Genomic DNA, 15,572 nt, shown 5'->3' with positions numbered 1-15,572 from the left:
TACGGATCCCGCGAACGGTCCGCTGCCGCAGGCTTATTGGCATGACCGTTCCCAACAGCATGTCGAAAACCACCGCCGCCTTCTTCGTCCAGGCCGCCGTTGCATTCGCGATCAGCTTCGTGGCCGCGCTCGGCGGAATCTATTTCCTGCCGCTTGACCCCTGGCCGCGATTGTTCCTCGGGGTCACCTTCCTCTTTCTGGTGTCGAGCGCGTTCACCCTGGCCAAGGTGATCCGCGACCAGCAGGAGGCCGCAACCGTTCGGGTGCGGCTCGATGAGGCCCGCATCGAAAGGCTGCTGGCCGACTACGACCCGCTCAACGCCGCGGGCTGAGTAGAACTACTCAGCCTTGTCGCGTAGAAGTGCGCAGGCCCGCGCCCGCGCCACCGGCGATGCTTTCCTCATCGCACGATTCCTGCTCCACCACAACGCTCCGCAGTCACAGCACAGAAGGGCAATTCCGCTCCCATGACCACTCTTGTCCGGTTTCCAGACGTCGCCGAGGTGGCCGCGAGTACGCCGGCCGATCGCGACCGCGTCCTGGACGTCATCCGCATCACGTCGCTGGTCGGCGTGGTGCTCGGCCATACCGTGATGGCGGCCAGCATCATCCGCAATAACGTTTTGATCTGGGACAACCTGCTCACCACCTCGGCGCTGTTTCAGGCGATGACGTGGCTGTTGCAGATCATGCCGCTGTTCTTCTTCGCCGGCGCGGCGGCGTGCGTGTCCTCCTGGGCTCCGGGCACCAATTGGGGTGACTGGCTGATGAGGCGCTGCACCAGGCTGTTCCGGCCGGTGTTTTACTACCTGGCGTTCTGGGCCGTGGTGCTGACGGTGCTGTATCGGGCGCTGCCGCGGCACATCTACGATCCGATCGCCGGCGTCAGCACGCAGCTGCTGTGGTTCCTGGGGGCTTACGTCCTGGTGCTGGCCGCCATGCCGCTGCTGCACCGCGTCAGCACGGCCGGGCGGCTGGCCGCCGGGGTGGCGGCGGTCTACGGGGCGATCGCGATGATCGACGTGATCCGGCTGCACTGGCCGGCGATGATGCCGTTGGGTTACCTCAACCTGGCCGTCTGGCTCATTCCCGCGATGTTCGGCGTGGCTTACCGTCGCGGGCTGCTCGGCGGCCGCGCCGCGCTGGCCGTCGCCGCCGTCTTCTTCGCCGTCGACGTCGCGCTGGTGCGCTGGGGGCCGTATCAGATCAGCATGGTCGGCACCGGTGACCATCATCTGTCCAACACCAGCCCGCCGTCGCTGCTGCTGGCCGGGCACGCAATCATCCTGAGCGCGTTGGCGATCGCGGCCGCACCGGCGATCGCGCGCTGGGCGCAGCGGCCGCGGGTGTGGTGGTGGACCGCCATCGGCAACTCGGGCGCGATGACGCTGTATCTGTGGCACATGCCGGTGCTGTTGGGTGTGCATCTGGTCTTCGATTTCTTTGGCTGCCCGCGCTTTCCGGGTGCGCAGGATTTCCTCGCCATCAGCTTCGCGCAGGTGTTCATCGTGATGGTCGCGGTGGCGGTGCTGTTCGTGGCGCTGCGGCCGCTGGAGAACAACCCGCTGTCCGGCTGGGACGGTGCGCCCGCGGTGACGTCGCGGTGGCGCGGCGCGGCCATCGGCGCCCTGCTGTGCACGTCCGGCGTGGCGCTGCTCGCGGCGATCAGGTGGGGGCTCAAGGACGACGGCCTGGCGTGCATGGCCGTGGTGGTGAGCGCGCTGGTGAGTGCGCGAATCCTGGCCACACTCCCGGTGCGACACCGCCTCGCAACGCGGTAGCCCAAGATCGTTGGCCCGCGGGGTAAGTGTGGTTATCCGGCCGCCCCGCGGGTCACGGCTCTTCGTCCAGGCCGTGCTCGATGGCGTAGCGTGCCAGCTCCACCCGATTGGCGACCTGGAGCTTGCGGAAGGTCGCCTGCACATGGTTTTCCACCGTGCGGTGGCTCAACGACAGCTTCTGGGCGATCTGCTTGGCGGACAGCCCTTTTGCCACGTAGCGCAACACCTCTGTTTCGCGTTCGGTGAGGCTGGGGCGGGCGGGCCCGTCGTCCGTGCTGTCCTTGCTCTGTGCGATGCGCCGGTATTCGCCCAGCACCAGCCCGGCCAGGCTCGGGGTGAACACGGCCCGCCCGGCTGCGGTGGCGGTAACCGCCTGTGCCAGTTCGGCTTTCGAGGCGCTCTTGACCAGGTATCCCGTCGCGCCGGCTTTGACCGCCTCCAGGACGTCGTCGCGTTCGTCGGAGGCTGACAGCACCAGCACCCGCGACGAGGGGGAGACCGCGAGCACCGCGGCGGTCGCCTGGGCACCGTCGCCGTCGGTCAGCTGCATGTCCATCACCACCACGTCGGGCTTGACCACGGCGGCCCGCCGTCCCGCGGCGGCCACGCCGTCGGCGGTGGCGACCACGGTGAAGCCACCTTCGGCCAGGTCGCGCGCGACGGCGTCACGCCAGATCGGATGGTCGTCGACCACCATCACCGTGGTCGGCGTCTCGTCATCCGCCATGGCGTCCCTGTCCGCGTGGCACGCACAACTCCCACTCGGTGCCTTCCCCCGGCTCGCTGTGCAATTCGGCGCTGCCACCCAGCGCCGTGAGGCGCCCCACGATCGATTGGGCGATGCCAAGGCGCCCCTGACGCGTCGCTTCCTCGAGCCGGCCGGCGGCAATACCCACGCCGTCGTCGCGGACGCTGACCACGACGGAATCGCCGAGGTCCTCCACGAGCACGAAGGCGTGCGCATCCGGACCGGCATGGCCGACCACGTTGTCCAGCGCGTTGCCCACCGCGGCATCCAGTTCGGTTGCCGCCCAACGTCCCAACGGCACCGCAGTGCCCGGCAGGCTGAACGACACCCGATCGGACTCCCGGCACCGCAGCAGCGCGCGCAGGTCGATCGTCGCGCTGTCGGCGTCGGGATCGACGTCCGCGCACGCCAGCCAGCGCCGCAACGCGCGCTCCTGCTCGCTGGCCAGGTCGGCGAGTTCGGCTGTCGGGCCGCCGATCTCGTGCCCCTTCTTGGCGACCAGCGCCAGCACCTGGATGGCGCCGTCGTGGACCTGGCGGGATAACCGGTCGCGTTCTTGCACCGCGGCCGTCAACTGCGCCGCGCGTTGCAGCTCGTCGTGCGCGCGGCGCGCGGTCTGCGCGGCCATCCCGATGGCCATGCCGATCGCCAGTTCGATGATGACGGTGGCGTTGTGCCCGAGGTTGAGCGCGAGGTAGTTCTTGACGGCGAAATTGGTGGCCATCACCGCCAGGCCCGTCAGCATGCCGCCCGCGGGGCCGAACTGTATGGCGGCCGAAATCGTGGGATTGCTGGCCCACAACGTCGTCGGCCAGGTCTGGTTGTCGGCCGCCCAGTGCGGGCTCGCGACGAGGTTGTTCGACCACATCAGCAAGACGACGACCGCCAGCTCGGCGAGCACCCACGCCGGTTTGCGGCCGAAGCCCCGCAGATAGGCGATCGCGCAGGCCGCGCTCCAGCCGATCAGCGCGGCGAACAGCACCCAACCCAGCACGGGCCGAACCAGATCCGGGTTGATCGCGATTTGAAAGCCGGTGGCGTAGATGCAGCTCAGCAGGCGGAACACTTGCGCCGCGCGCCACAGCGGCGTGGTGGGATCGGGGCCGTGATTCGCCATCGTGGTCAGCATAAAGGCGCTGGGTCCCGCGGCGGACCGGGCAAACATCAGTCGATTGTTGCGTCGGTGGCGGTCGATGCGAAGCTCTTGGTGGTGACGGTGCCGTCGCTGTGGTTGCTGGTAACGGTGCAGCGGGTGCTGGTCGCGTCGACTGCGCAGGTGCCGGACCAGACGCTGCTGGTGTAGGTCAGGCTGCTGCCTGCGGGCAGCGGGATGAATCCGGCGGCACCGGTGGGTTCGCGGGTGACGCCGTCGGGTCCTACGCGCTGGGTGCTGAGGAACTCTTCGCGCGTGGTCTTCGAAAAGCCACTTGGGGCCGTGGTCGTGATCCGCACGAGGTTGTTGCCTTCGGCGGAGCCGTGTAGCTCGCCTAGGCATTCGATGTAGGCGAACATGCCGCGGGAGATGACCACGATTCGGCACAGTTGGCCGCTGGGCGAGGTGAACTGTGCGCCGCCGCCGCCGTAGGTGTTGAAGGTCTGGAAGGGTTTCGGGTCGACGGGGTGGTAGCCGGTGTAGTTGGATGGATCTGCGGCAGCGGGAGGGGCTGTTAGGCCGGTAAGCGCAGTGGCCACGCCGGCGCAGAGTATGGCGCCCCGCAAGCCGATCAGGTTGCTGTTGTTGTTGCGCGGTTCGCGCTCGGTGATCTGTTTAGCCACAACATCATCCAATCAGTAGGTCTGGCTGACTTGGGGCAGGATCCGGAAGCCATGTGTGCCGTCGTGATAGAGGTTCTGGATTTCACAGGTGATCGAGTCGTCAGTGACGACGGCGCATATTGATGTGTTGAGGTCGTCGTCGCCGCGGTGTCCTCCGGGGACGACAATCTTCTGCCCAGGATTGAGTAGGTGGTAGCTGGCGGGGTCGACGGTTCTTTTCTCGGTCGGGCCGGCGTGGTAGGTCTCTTGCTCGTTGAGGTCGGTGTGGCTGAGCAAGGAGAAGACTTCGGTGTGCCCTGGGGGCGCGGGTCCCCGCGTGATCGGCGTCAAGGTGTCTTTGTCGTAGGGCCACTCGGATACCTTTGCGTAGTTCACCCCAGATGCCACGCCAGGGAGCGGCCCCCAGCAGTCGATTGCGGCGGCGTACTGGAACGAGTGTGGGCCGTCATAGATTCGGCAGCGGATTCCGGCGCGGGTGGCGAACTGAATTCCGTTCCAGCCGTAGGTCGAATAGGTGCGGTAGTCGTCGGTGTTGACGGACCGGTAGTCGTCGAAGTTGACCGGAGGGGGTAGCGGCGGGGCGGCGCAACATGCCGGCTTTTGGTGGCATGCCACGCTCGCGGCGCCGATGAGTATTGCTGAGACGGGGACGGCAAGCGCGCGCACTGCCGGCACCTCCTTCTTCTGTGTCATGTGCCCATCAAGTCGACGATGGACTGGCGAGCTCGCTGGGTCAGGCCTGGGAGATGGCGCCGGTGGTCTTGGCGACGATGTCGCTGGCTTGGCTGGTGGTGTCGAAGCCGCACCACAGGGTGTCGATGATGACGTTGTTGGCCAGCCCCAGGGCGCGTTGGCAGGTGAAACCTTCACCGCTGGCTTGGGTTTGGGTGCTGGTCAAGGTGGTGTCGGTGGCACGCAGCTCGCCGAAGTTCCATGTCACCGGGGCGTGGCTGTGCAGGACGACGGTGAGCGAGTGGTTTGCGCAGCCCGACCAGCGTGTTTTGGCTTGGCTGAAGAATTGTTGGGCTGAGTCGGCGTCGCGGAAGCTGATGAGGGCCTGGACCAGTGCGTGGCGGGCGCTCCCCGGTGTGGTTGCGTCGTCGAGGATTTGGCCTTGCATGGCGGTCCAGTTGGTGCCTTGGTAGGCGTTGGCTTCGGCTGGGAAGTAGGTGTCGAGGCAAGCCGGGGTGGAGATGGTGTCCTCGTCGTGCCACATGTGCGTGATCGGTGTGCGCACGGCCATGCCTGTGGTGTGCGCAGCGGTGTTGATGTCGTTTTCGCTGAGCAACAGGTCTGGCAGGTGTTGGGGCAGGATCGCCGGCGGTTGCCAGCGGCCGAGGTCTGCGGCGGCTGCGGGGTGGCCGGTGGTGGTGGCGGTGCAGCCGGTGAGCAGCAGGCATAGGGCGGTGGCGGCGAGGATTGCCCAGCGGCCGGTGGCGGTCAGCCGCGATGTACGGGTGCTGTGTTTTGGTGCGCTGTTTTCTGTGGTCTTCGCGGGTGGTCTTGAGGCGCTCATTCGGGCGGTTCTCCTTGCTGGGCCTGGTGGATACGGATGCAGACGCTACCAACAAAACCACAGTGGTGCAATGTTATGAACCATTGCGCTATGTTTTTTGCTGTGGTCTAATCCAAAGCATGCATGACAGCGCGGCAGCGTCCGAGGGCTTCACCCCTCGCCTTGGACAAACCCCGGCCGCCATACAGCGACCCACTGCGCACCCCGCAACCTCGCCTATCCCCGAAGGACAGCAGATGCCCCACCACGCGAACCCGCCGCTCAGCACCGCCCAGACCGCCCCGCCATCGGGCAATGCCGCGATGCGCAACGGCTACCAGCCTGCTGCGATGCCGCCCATGGGCCCCGGGCCCGGCGAGGAAGCCACCGTGGTGCTGCCGCGGCGGCCACTCGGATTCGCAGGCGGCCCTCCCCCGGTCCGGCCCCTGCCGCCGGCGCCGTCCTGGGGCGCCGGCCCGGGCTACCCTGCTGCGATCGCGGCGCCGCGCCACCAGCGGTTCCCCCTGTGGGCCCGGATCGGCGCCGCCGCCGCGGTCATAGTCGCCATAGTGGCCGCCGGAATCGTGATCAACGTCGCCAGCAGCCCCGATGACATGGGCAGCGTGGCAGTGACTCGCTCCCCCCGCCCGTCCTCGACGCAGGCCAGCCCGAGCCCAACGCGGCAAGCGGCGGCAACGGTGCCGTTGTCGGCGCTGCCCGGGCTGCTGCTGGATGTGGCGACCATCAGCAGCATCGAGGGCGCGACGAACATCGCGCCAACACCGGACGCCGGTAGCGACGACGTGGCCTACAGCGGCGTGAATACCGACCGGCCCGAATGCGGCGAGATCCAAATCCCCGCGCTCGAGTCCGAACTTGAGGGCACCGGTTGGGTAGGGATACGCACCCAGTCCCTGCAGGACCCGAAAGTCGTTGAGCACCTGGACAACAGCGCCGCGATCTACTTCACGACCGCCACGGCGGCCAGCGACTTCGTGGCCAAGCAGGCTGCGGCCTGGCCGAAATGCAACGGCGCCACCTTGCGCCTGCTCGAGCGGGGTCAACCAGACAGCATCTGGATGGCCAGCACGGTCGCCAACCGTGACGGCATGCTCAGCATCATCAACACCCAGGAAGGTGCGGGGGGCTGGCAGTGCCAACGGGCCATGACCGCCCGCAACAACATCGTCATCGATGTGCGCAGCTGCGGTAATAACCGCACCGATCAGGGCCTCAAGATCGCGACCCGGATGGCCGATCGTGTCAACCCCCGCTGACCAGACCCACCGTTGCTACTCGCGCGAGAAGAGAGGAGCGGCCATGGCTTGGATGCGCTTGGCGCCCAATGTCGTTCGGCTGATCCTGGTGCTGGTGTCCTCGGCGTTGATCACGCTGGTGGCCGGTTGCGCTGATGTCGTCAGCGGCACTGTGCGCGCGGCGCCGGACCTCAAACCGCGCCCGCTGGTCGGCGAAGTCATCAAGCAGGCGATGCTGACCGATGCTGAGTTGTCCCACGTGTTCGGTCAATCGTTCAAACTCGATGACAGTATGCCGCCGAAGTTCGGCGGCCCGGCGGAGATGTACTGGGACTGGCCGGACGCTTCACGCAGCGATTGCGCCTCGCTGGCGCACATCCTGATGGGCGAGGCCTACCGTAATGCGCAGGTGGTCAACGTTGCTCACGAACAGTGGTGGGCCGCCGATGTCGGCGAATTTCCCACGGTGATCGATCTCGTCGAGGGTGTGGTCGCGTTACCGAACACGGCGGCGGCCAATGCGTTGTTTGAGAAATTCGGTTCGCAGTGGTCGCGGTGCGCCGGTCAGCGCCTCGACAGCGGCCTGGGATTTCAGAATGAGATCACCGAGGTGCACGCCGGTGCTTCAGTCGTGGAAGCCACCGTGGAAGAGGTAGACCTGCACACGAAACTGCGGCGGGTGCGCGCGCTCGGTGTGCGGGGCAATTGCCTGGTGGAGGTCGAGGCGGTCTATTTCCGCGACGTGGCGCCCGCGCCAGGCAAGGACGCCAGCGATGTGGCCAGGGCGATGATGGGCAAAATCAGCGATCGAAGCTGACGCCCTGGTAGTAGCGACTACCATTCTCCCCATCGTTGCCGGCGCACACAGGCCGGCCGCGGGACCTGAGAAAAGGAGGGATCGGACGTGCGCGACGAATCGGCGGCTGAGCCGATGGCGACGCTGCTCAACAGCGCGCGCGCCCGCCAGCTGGATGCTGCGGCGCGGAACCGCCTGCACCGCGCCGCGCGCGAGGCCGCACTGCTGTATCCGGACAATCCCGACTTACAGCAGTGCGCGGTCGACGCGGCGATCGACTATCTCAACGACAATGCTGACCTGGACGCTGACGGTGCCGAATGGCATCGCATTCGCGACCAGGAGAAGCGACTCGGTGCCCGAGTCCGCCAACTCGCGGTGATGGCGGTGGCCGACAAGGCTGTCTCGGAACGGCGGGCGGCCAGCGCCATCTTCATCGACCGCATGGCGTTGCGGCGCTGGTCGGGCAAACGGCCCAACAGGCGCCGGAGCGGATCAGCGAAAGCCGCCCGGTGAAGATCCGACACACAAGCATCGCCGCCGCGCGCCGGGGCTTATCGCCGCTGCTGCTCAGCCTCGCCGTAGTGGTCGTCGTGGGCAGCGGCTGCTCGAACCAGGTGACGGGGGTAGCCGTCAAATCCGGCGGCCCGGCGCCCGCGGCGGCCAACGCGGCCCTGCTCGACCCCGGTAACTATCCGCGCCGGCCCCGGCCCCCCTTGGGCAACGTCGCCGATGACGCCGCCGGGCGCCGCGTCGAGGCCCAGCGGATGGCCGACATGGTGGCCGGACCGTGGCAGATCGACGCCACGTTGATCAGCCCGACGAACGCCGAAATCGCGCCCACGACAGCGTTTCCCGAGCCCACACGGCTATCGGCGCTGGTGCGTGGGGATTCGATCGCCGCGATCGCCGCCGCGCATCATTTCGTGGCCGGTTTCGTCAGTGGGCGCGCCACCCCGCCACCTCCACAGGGACAGGCCGGCGCTGACAAGCCCAAGATCCTGGACAACGGGGTGTTTCGGTTCCCCAGCCCCCAAGACGCGACGGATGCGGCTGCGGCGATGGCCGCCGCTGATGTGGGCACCATCCGCCCGGGCAACATCCCAGCGACCCGGCTGGCGATCCCCAACTATCCCAACACGCGGGCCTACGTGGCCCCGCTGTCAGGAGGTTTTGAAGCCTCAGCGTTCAGCGCGCACGGCCTGTACGTGTTTTTCCAGTTCGCCGGATCCAAGGAAAGCTCCGCGGCGGTCGCCGACATGATCGCCAAAACCCTGGATTTGCAAGGCCCGGCCGCTGACCACTTTCAAGCCACCCCAGTCGATCGGCTGGCCAGCTTGCCGGCCGACCCGACCGGTCTGCTGGCCCGCACCGTGCCGGCCACCGACCCCAACGTCAACCAGGGTGGGGTCTACTCCGCGCACGGCTCACTACATTTCCGATCCGACCCGGTTGCCACCCAGGCGATGTACAACGACGCCGGCATTACCCACGTCGCCGTCGACCGCACCACCATCTACGAGGCCGTCGATACCACCGGCGCCCAGCGCGCCGCTGATGGGCTTGCCCGCATCGACGTGCCGTTCCTGGGCTATCACTCCGCCCCCGGCATCAACGGTCTACCCTCAGCGCGCTGCTTTGACCGCGGGCCCGACATCACCGACCTGGGGGCGGTGCGGTTTGTGTGCATCGCCACCGCAGCGCGCTACGCGTTCAAAGCCACTGCGGCCCAAGAGGTTGAGGCCCATCAGATCATGGCTGCCCAATACCTGATGCTGACCGCGCCATGACCGGGCGCATCCGTTCATGGTTGCGCGCCGCGGCCGTCGGAGTCGCGGCGCTGACGGTGGCCTGCAGTACCACGATCGCCGGCAGCGCGGTCAAAGCCCCCGGGGAGGCCAGCCCCGACGGTGTGAATCTGGCGTTGCTCGATGCTGGGAACTTCCCCACCACCCCCCGCGCCCCATTGGGGTTGGCCGGCGACGCGCTGCGCGGCGGCTGGGCCGAAGGGCGCCGCCTGGCCAGCGTGGTGGTGGGCCCGTGGGAGGTCGACGCCGACCTGATCGACTATGCGCAAATCGAATCCGGCGTGGTCAAAGACGTCGATGCGGTCAACGCGCTGCTCGGGGCCCCCCTGGGGGAGGCGCTTAACGGCCACAACTTGCTGGCCGGGTTTTCCAGCGCCCGTCACACCGACAAGGGCCCCTATAAGGACCTGCTGACCACGGTGTTGGAACTGGCCAGCCCGGCTGATGCGAGCGCCGCGATCACCGCGATGGCAGCCAAAGGCGCTGCCCTGACGATGCCCTTTGACACCAAACCCATCCCGACGCAACTGTTTTCGATTCCCCGATACCCAGCTACGACGGCACTGACCTACCAATGGACAGCGCAATACCCCGACCCCGGCCCGCGGTTCTCGGTGACCGCCTTGACCGCACACGGACAATACGTGCTGGCACAAACAGCGACGTCGGCTGACAAACCCGATACGGCTGCCGGGTTGATCGCCACCACACTGGATTTGCAGCAGCTCCTGGTCGACAAATTCAAGCCGACCCCGCCGGATCAGATGGCTCAACTGCCGCTGGACCCCGATGGGTTGATGGCCCACACGGTGGCCCCCCGCCAAGAAAACGAATCGATCAGCGACGGGATCTATGACGCCCATGGGGCGCTGCACCTGGCCACCGGCGACCCCGTCCACTTGGCGGCGATGTTCAAATCCGCTGGCGTGCAACAGGTCTCCTACGTCCTCGAAACCCGCGTCTACCAAACCCCCGACACGGCCTCCGCGGCGCGCCTCGTCGCCGATGAGACCGGGCCCAACCAGGTCGGCGGGATCAGCGGCATGCCCAAGGCGAAATGCTTCAACGAAACCCTGGGCTACTGGTGCGTGGCCCGCGCCGACCGCTACGCATTCGAGATGCAAAACGAACAAGAACACGCTGTGCACCAGATGATGGCCGCCCAATACCGCATGCTGACAGGGAAATGAGCCGCTGAATGCCCCTTGATGTAGGAACTATCATCGCCGGCTACCGCATCGAAGGCGTGCTGGGCCAGGGCGGGATGGGCACAGTGTATCTGGCCCGCCACCCGACGCTGCCCCGCAGCGAGGCGCTGAAAATCCTGTCCGGCGAACTGTGCGGAGACCGCCAATTCAGGGAGCGCTTCATCCGCGAAGCCAACCTGGCCGCGAGCCTGGACCACCCGAACATCGTGCGGGTCTACAACCGAGGCGAAACCGACGGGCACCTGTGGATCGCCATGGAATACGTCAAAGGAACCGCCGCCAACGATTTGGACCGCGCCAACCTCACCCCGGCCCGTATCGTGCGCATCATCACCGACGTCGCCGCCGCACTCGACTACGCCCACTCGCAGCACGTCTTACACCGCGATATCAAACCCGGCAACTTCCTCGTCGCAGCGCCCGGCAGTGAGCGTGAACGAGTGTTATTGGCGGACTTCGGCATTGCACGCGCTCTCGACGATGCCACCGCCCTGACCGCGACGGGCTCGATGGTCGGCACCGCGGCCTACGCCGCGCCGGAGACCATCGAAGGCCGACCCGCCGATCACCGCACCGACATCTACTCGCTGGGGTGTGCCCTGTTTCGGCTGCTTACCAGCCGCACCCCGTATGAGGACCCCTCCAACAAGTCCCTTGAGGCCATATTGGTCGGACACCTGATGCGGCCTGTCCCGCACCCCAGCGACATCAACCCCACCCTGCCACCGCAGATCGACGAGGTGATGGCTCGCGCGCTGGCCAAAAATCCAGCTGATCGTTTCCAGACCGCTGGCGAACTGGCTGCGGCGACTACTGCGGCGCTGACTAACAATCCGGCACCGCCAACCATCACCGGACCTCGTCCATCCCAGCCGACCAATCCCACCCTGACCTACCCACCCACCGGACCTTCCCTACCGGCGGGCTCCGCACCGGTGTGGCCGGCCTATGATCCCCGCGCAGCATCCGCGAATGGAGCGGCGCCGCAGCCGTTCACGGGCGCACCGCCCCCCTCAACCCCGACCGGTCGCCCAACCGAGTCCGGTCCTAAACCCAAGCGCCGCAACCGCACCCGGCTGATCGTGGGAGCAACCATCGTGGTTGCCGCGTTGGTCGCAGCGACAGTGGTGGGCATTCACCTGTTCGGCACCACCAGGACCGGATTGGGCCCATACCAACCGCAGACCCTGAACACCAAATTCGGCACCCTCAAACTCGAGCACCGCCCGATGGCCATCGCCGCGCTCGGAGCTGGCGACCCCGATGCCGTGCTCTCACTCGGCGCCCCTGTAGTGGTGATGAACGCGCCCGGCGCGACCACACCGAGCTGGCTGCAGCCGCTCATCCATTCCACCCCACCGGTCTTCGCCGCCGCCGACACCGCCGCCATCACCGCTGCCAAACCCGACCTCATCATCGACACCGACAACATCGACCAGACCACCTACAACTCGCTGGCCGCGATCGCCCCCACGCTGACCCAACCCGCCGACAACACCCAAGACTGGAACTGGCAGGCCCAACTGAACTGGATCGCCACCGCGCTGGGCCGCACCGACACCGCCAAAACCTTGGTCGACAAGGCGCAGTCCGAGCAGAACCAGATCCGCTCCGAGCATCGAAGTTTCGGCGGCAAATCCATCGTCGCGGTCAACTACACCGGGACCAACACCACCGCGGCGGCGGTCCCATCACCGCCGAGCAGCTACCTGGAAAGCATCGGCTTCCCCTACAACACCCACTACAAACGCGCCCCCGGCGGCCCACCAACCGTCCCGTTCAACATCGACGACGTCGACTACATCGCTCAACGCAGCGACGTCATGCTGCTGCTGCGCACCGACCCGGGCGCCGGCGGCGGCGGATACGGCGGCCTGCCCGCCAAATACAGCAGTTTCGGCGGCACGCTCGTCATCGTCGATGACCCCGCCACCATCGCCGCCCTCAACGCCGGCGGCCCAGCAGCCACCACCTACCTCAACACCGCGCTGGTCACCAAACTTGGCAACCAAATCCACTAAACCGCCAACGAGACACCGCGCGCCGCGTTCAGGCTGCAGCGCACGACGCGTTAAGAACCAGGCCATCGTTGAATCACGCTATCTGTGCAGTCAGGGGAATCCGTATGGCAATGCCAACCGAGGACAACGGAAACCGCGCCACCCTGGTCGACAATGTGGCGCTGCGACAAGCCGTCGCCGCCTTCGCCGCACAACCCAACCAGCGCGGGGCGCTCGAGGTACTCCGTTTGTGCATGGTCGGTGAGGTGCTTTTCGACATCACCGGATCCGATGCATTTACCGGCCAAACACCGTTCGCGGCCGGGTCTCGCCTCCAAATCCGCGGCGGCACAGGCCCCCACGGCAAAGGGTCGGCGCTGTTCGCTTATACCCGTCATGAGGAGATCGCCCGCCTGCACCCGCCGGGTACGCGCACGCAGTCATTGGTGCAGTCGGCTACCGGGGCCCTGGAGCTGGCCCAAAGCCAAGGCAACGACTGGCTCTATATCGACCCCGCCGGCCCCACCTGTGCATTGTCGGCCGCCGAAATCGATTTCGCCTTGCGCAATCCGAATAACGAGCCGCTCAAACGGGCGCTGGCCGATCACGCTGCCGGCAAGATCGACAGGCACACCGTCGTCGACGTGGTGCGCCAGAACGGACCGTTGGCAATCGCCGCCGACGATTCCCAAGGCAACGGGCACATCGCCGTTCGCAACACCACACATCCCGACGGCAGCTCCAGCATCTTCGGCTTCACCAGCGGCCCAGAAGTTCTAGCTTGGAGCCCCGCTGATGCGGCCGGGCCCCTCACGGTCGAACAAGTGGTGAACATGGCTCGCGCGCAAGGCCACAGCGGGATCGTCATCAACCCGGCAGGCCCATACCTGTGGGTCTCGCTGGCCGAAATCACCCAATAAAAAATGAAGAACGCCAACATCTTTCACGCGCCGAGAACCCGGCTCAAGGATGTTGCTGCGAAACGATCGCTCATATTGATCGCGCTGGCGCTTGCCTGGCCGGCGTTGGTCGGTCTGCCCCTGCATGCGACCGCAGCGCCCGATGACATTGATGCACTGATCGACGACAGCGGGCCACTGCCCAAACAGACCCGCGACCTCACGGCACTACCTGATCTGCTGTTCACCACCCCTAGTGGCCTGCTGTGCAAAAAGACCGTGGTCAAGGTGATGCATGACGTGACGTGCGCGGGTGATCTGCCCGGGGCGCCGGCGGGGACCCGGGTGGTGACACTGCCCACGGTCTACGCCCAGGCCAACGGGCCGGCGCGGTTTCTGCCCACCCCGCCCGAACGATTCTTCGGCGACACCACGGGCCAGGCGCCGGTCCTGCTGCCAGCGGGGCACAAAATCGTGTTCTGGGCGTTCTCGAACACCCAATCGCTGGTCTGCGGGGTGCCGCGATCGGCGGATCTGGTGTGCAGGCTCAACGCGCCGAAGGCCATCGGTGCCGACAACAGCGGTCCACAAACCCATGGCTTCGTGATCGCGGCTCCCCACAGTCACGTCTTCTGACGACAGCCAAGACGCGCGCGGCGCCCCGACAGCATCGTTCGCTCACATCGTGATCGGTTATTTGTCTAACAGGTCGGCGATCAGGAGCTCGATTGCGTCGGCGACATCGGGCGTTACGGGACGTTCGGCTTCGGCGTCTTCAAGGGCTGAGGCGGGCAGCCCGGAGCCTATGGCCGCCTCTTCCAGGCTCAGCTCCGCCCGGTGGCGGGCCCCGTAAAGCCGCTGCCCCAACGTCGCCGACGGCGAGGCGGCGGCGCGCATCATCACATCGTTGTAGGTGCGCCGCACACGGCTCAACGCCTTCATGGCCGCAGCGCCCCCAGTGGGCTGGCGCGCAGCAGTCAACGCCAGGCCCTCGAGCCTGCGCAGATCAGCCAGGATCGCAGTGGCTTTGGCGGTGAAGTCCGGGGCGTTCGGTTCAGGCAAGTCCGCGATGGTCACGCTGACGGCTTGCAGAGCGAGCTCGACCGTGCGCGAAATAGTCGGCGCGTGAATGGAGTCGGTCAACACCTCGGTCGCCTCGTCGCTACCAGCCTCAGGGACGGCCGCTGCTGCTAGCTCGCCCTCGCGTCGCTGCGCCTCGATGTACCCGGCGGGCAAGTCCAATTTCTTTTCCAGTTTTGCCAGCGTGCTGGGATGCGGCCAGCTGCGACCCAGCTCGAAATTGATGAGAGCGGACTGGTTATAGATCCCGTCGTTGTCCAGGCCCCGCTGGGAGATCCCCAACTGCTCACGACGCGCACGGACCGCTTGGCCAGCCCGCAGACGCCCCGCCGCGGCGATTTTCTCGGCTCGCGACGGATGCTCGGTCTGAGCTGACCCCAGTGCCTGGGTCGACTCATCCTGAGTCACGTCGGTGGTAAGGGTCACGGCCACCCCATCTGGGGTCCCGAGGTGCAGGGTCGTGGTAGCGGTAATGGGTACCGGGGTGCGGCGTTCTCCGTCGACGAACATTCCGTTGGTGCTGACATCGACGGCGTACCAACCATCGGGGTGGGGTTCGAGGACAACATGGCGCCGTGAAACCCGCTCATCATCGATGTCGACCGCCGCCTCAGGATCTCTGCCGATGAATACCGCGCCCGCGGCGGCGTGAAGAGTGTGCGTCGCGCGACCGACCCGCACAATTAGCGCGGGCGTCGTCACTGGGCTGGCAATCAATCGTCGCT

Annotated in this window: 16 protein-coding genes; 10 read left to right on the top strand and 6 right to left on the bottom strand. The window is 66.6% G+C overall.

Annotated features, from left to right (window positions below; translation table 11 throughout):
- The first annotated feature begins 41 nt into the window (after positions 1-41).
- Positions 42-332: a YiaA/YiaB family inner membrane protein gene (locus BN973_RS28235; protein WP_036473574.1), complete on the top strand. Its 291-nt coding sequence runs from the start codon at positions 42-44 to the stop codon at positions 330-332.
- 135 nt (positions 333-467) lie between these two features.
- Complete coding sequence (locus tag BN973_RS28230; RefSeq protein WP_051641691.1) at positions 468-1,781, top strand: acyltransferase family protein; 1,314 nt, start codon at positions 468-470, stop codon at positions 1,779-1,781.
- Positions 1,782-1,833: 52 nt separating this feature from the next.
- Here BN973_RS28230 and BN973_RS28225 read toward each other — a convergent pair whose 3' ends face one another.
- From BN973_RS28225 to BN973_RS28205, 5 genes are read right to left on the bottom strand one after another with little or no spacing between them, the layout of a single operon-like run.
- Positions 1,834-2,508: a response regulator gene (locus BN973_RS28225; protein WP_036473572.1), complete on the bottom strand. Its 675-nt coding sequence runs from the start codon at positions 2,506-2,508 to the stop codon at positions 1,834-1,836.
- A complete protein-coding gene (gene macS / locus BN973_RS28220) occupies positions 2,498-3,658 on the bottom strand; it encodes a MacS family sensor histidine kinase (RefSeq protein WP_036474078.1) in 1,161 nt (386 codons plus the stop codon). Before macS ends, BN973_RS28225 begins: the two co-directional genes overlap by 11 nt.
- Before the next feature lie 35 nt (positions 3,659-3,693).
- A complete protein-coding gene (locus BN973_RS28215) occupies positions 3,694-4,305 on the bottom strand; it encodes a hypothetical protein (protein ID WP_036473570.1) in 612 nt (203 codons plus the stop codon).
- Between the two features lie 12 nt (positions 4,306-4,317).
- Positions 4,318-4,998 carry a hypothetical protein gene (locus tag BN973_RS28210; RefSeq protein ID WP_036473568.1) on the bottom strand — a complete coding sequence of 227 codons (681 nt, stop codon included), beginning with the start codon at positions 4,996-4,998 and terminating at the stop codon, positions 4,318-4,320.
- Between the two features lie 40 nt (positions 4,999-5,038).
- Positions 5,039-5,821, bottom strand: a complete 783-nt coding sequence (locus BN973_RS28205; RefSeq protein ID WP_036473566.1) for a sensor domain-containing protein — start codon at positions 5,819-5,821, stop codon at positions 5,039-5,041.
- A gap of 236 nt (positions 5,822-6,057) precedes the next feature.
- On the opposite strand from BN973_RS28205, the gene BN973_RS30180 reads away from it, so the two are divergent.
- The 8 genes from BN973_RS30180 (at position 6,058) to BN973_RS28165 (ending at position 14,403) form a co-directional block, all read left to right on the top strand.
- A complete protein-coding gene (locus BN973_RS30180) occupies positions 6,058-7,077 on the top strand; it encodes a sensor domain-containing protein (RefSeq protein ID WP_051641690.1) in 1,020 nt (339 codons plus the stop codon).
- 94 nt (positions 7,078-7,171) lie between these two features.
- Positions 7,172-7,873 (top strand): sensor domain-containing protein, encoded by a 702-nt coding sequence (locus tag BN973_RS28195; protein WP_036474076.1) that lies wholly within the window; start codon positions 7,172-7,174, stop codon positions 7,871-7,873.
- A gap of 87 nt (positions 7,874-7,960) precedes the next feature.
- A complete protein-coding gene (locus BN973_RS28190) occupies positions 7,961-8,368 on the top strand; it encodes a hypothetical protein (RefSeq protein ID WP_036473556.1) in 408 nt (135 codons plus the stop codon).
- Entirely contained in the window at positions 8,365-9,642 is a 1,278-nt protein-coding gene (locus BN973_RS28185; RefSeq protein WP_231122303.1) for a DUF7373 family lipoprotein, read from the top strand. Before BN973_RS28190 ends, BN973_RS28185 begins: the two co-directional genes overlap by 4 nt.
- A complete protein-coding gene (locus tag BN973_RS28180; RefSeq protein ID WP_036473554.1) occupies positions 9,639-10,850 on the top strand; it encodes a DUF7373 family lipoprotein in 1,212 nt (403 codons plus the stop codon). Before BN973_RS28185 ends, BN973_RS28180 begins: the two co-directional genes overlap by 4 nt.
- Positions 10,851-10,858: 8 nt before the next feature.
- Positions 10,859-12,889, top strand: coding sequence for a serine/threonine-protein kinase (locus BN973_RS28175; protein ID WP_036473551.1), 2,031 nt, complete (start codon positions 10,859-10,861; stop codon positions 12,887-12,889).
- Between the two features lie 104 nt (positions 12,890-12,993).
- Complete coding sequence (locus BN973_RS28170; protein ID WP_232232243.1) at positions 12,994-13,788, top strand: SseB family protein; 795 nt, start codon at positions 12,994-12,996, stop codon at positions 13,786-13,788.
- Between the two features lie 3 nt (positions 13,789-13,791).
- Complete coding sequence (locus BN973_RS28165; protein ID WP_231122301.1) at positions 13,792-14,403, top strand: hypothetical protein; 612 nt, start codon at positions 13,792-13,794, stop codon at positions 14,401-14,403.
- A 57-nt stretch (positions 14,404-14,460) separates the two neighbouring features.
- Here BN973_RS28165 and BN973_RS28160 read toward each other — a convergent pair whose 3' ends face one another.
- Positions 14,461-15,549 (bottom strand): FHA domain-containing protein, encoded by a 1,089-nt coding sequence (locus BN973_RS28160; protein WP_051641688.1) that lies wholly within the window; start codon positions 15,547-15,549, stop codon positions 14,461-14,463.
- Positions 15,550-15,572: the final 23 nt, after the last annotated feature.

The sequence above is a fragment of the Mycobacterium triplex genome, from assembly GCF_000689255.1.
GTDB classification, from domain to species: domain Bacteria; phylum Actinomycetota; class Actinomycetes; order Mycobacteriales; family Mycobacteriaceae; genus Mycobacterium; species Mycobacterium triplex.
This window is presented reverse-complemented; position numbering and strand designations above follow the sequence as displayed.

Excerpts from the sequence above, each read along its gene's own strand:
- BN973_RS28235 (WP_036473574.1), top strand. The coding sequence starts at position 42 with ATGACCGTTCCCAACAGCATGTCGAAAACCACCGCCGCCTTCTTCGTC.
- BN973_RS28230 (WP_051641691.1), top strand. The coding sequence starts at position 468 with ATGACCACTCTTGTCCGGTTTCCAGACGTCGCCGAGGTGGCCGCGAGT.
- BN973_RS28225 (WP_036473572.1), bottom strand. The coding sequence starts at position 2,508 with ATGGCGGATGACGAGACGCCGACCACGGTGATGGTGGTCGACGACCAT.
- macS (WP_036474078.1), bottom strand. The coding sequence starts at position 3,658 with ATGCTGACCACGATGGCGAATCACGGCCCCGATCCCACCACGCCGCTG.
- BN973_RS28210 (WP_036473568.1), bottom strand. The coding sequence starts at position 4,998 with ATGACACAGAAGAAGGAGGTGCCGGCAGTGCGCGCGCTTGCCGTCCCC.
- BN973_RS28205 (WP_036473566.1), bottom strand. The coding sequence starts at position 5,821 with ATGAGCGCCTCAAGACCACCCGCGAAGACCACAGAAAACAGCGCACCA.
- BN973_RS30180 (WP_051641690.1), top strand. The coding sequence starts at position 6,058 with ATGCCCCACCACGCGAACCCGCCGCTCAGCACCGCCCAGACCGCCCCG.
- BN973_RS28180 (WP_036473554.1), top strand. The coding sequence starts at position 9,639 with ATGACCGGGCGCATCCGTTCATGGTTGCGCGCCGCGGCCGTCGGAGTC.
- BN973_RS28175 (WP_036473551.1), top strand. The coding sequence starts at position 10,859 with ATGCCCCTTGATGTAGGAACTATCATCGCCGGCTACCGCATCGAAGGC.
- BN973_RS28170 (WP_232232243.1), top strand. The coding sequence starts at position 12,994 with ATGGCAATGCCAACCGAGGACAACGGAAACCGCGCCACCCTGGTCGAC.
- BN973_RS28165 (WP_231122301.1), top strand. The coding sequence starts at position 13,792 with ATGAAGAACGCCAACATCTTTCACGCGCCGAGAACCCGGCTCAAGGAT.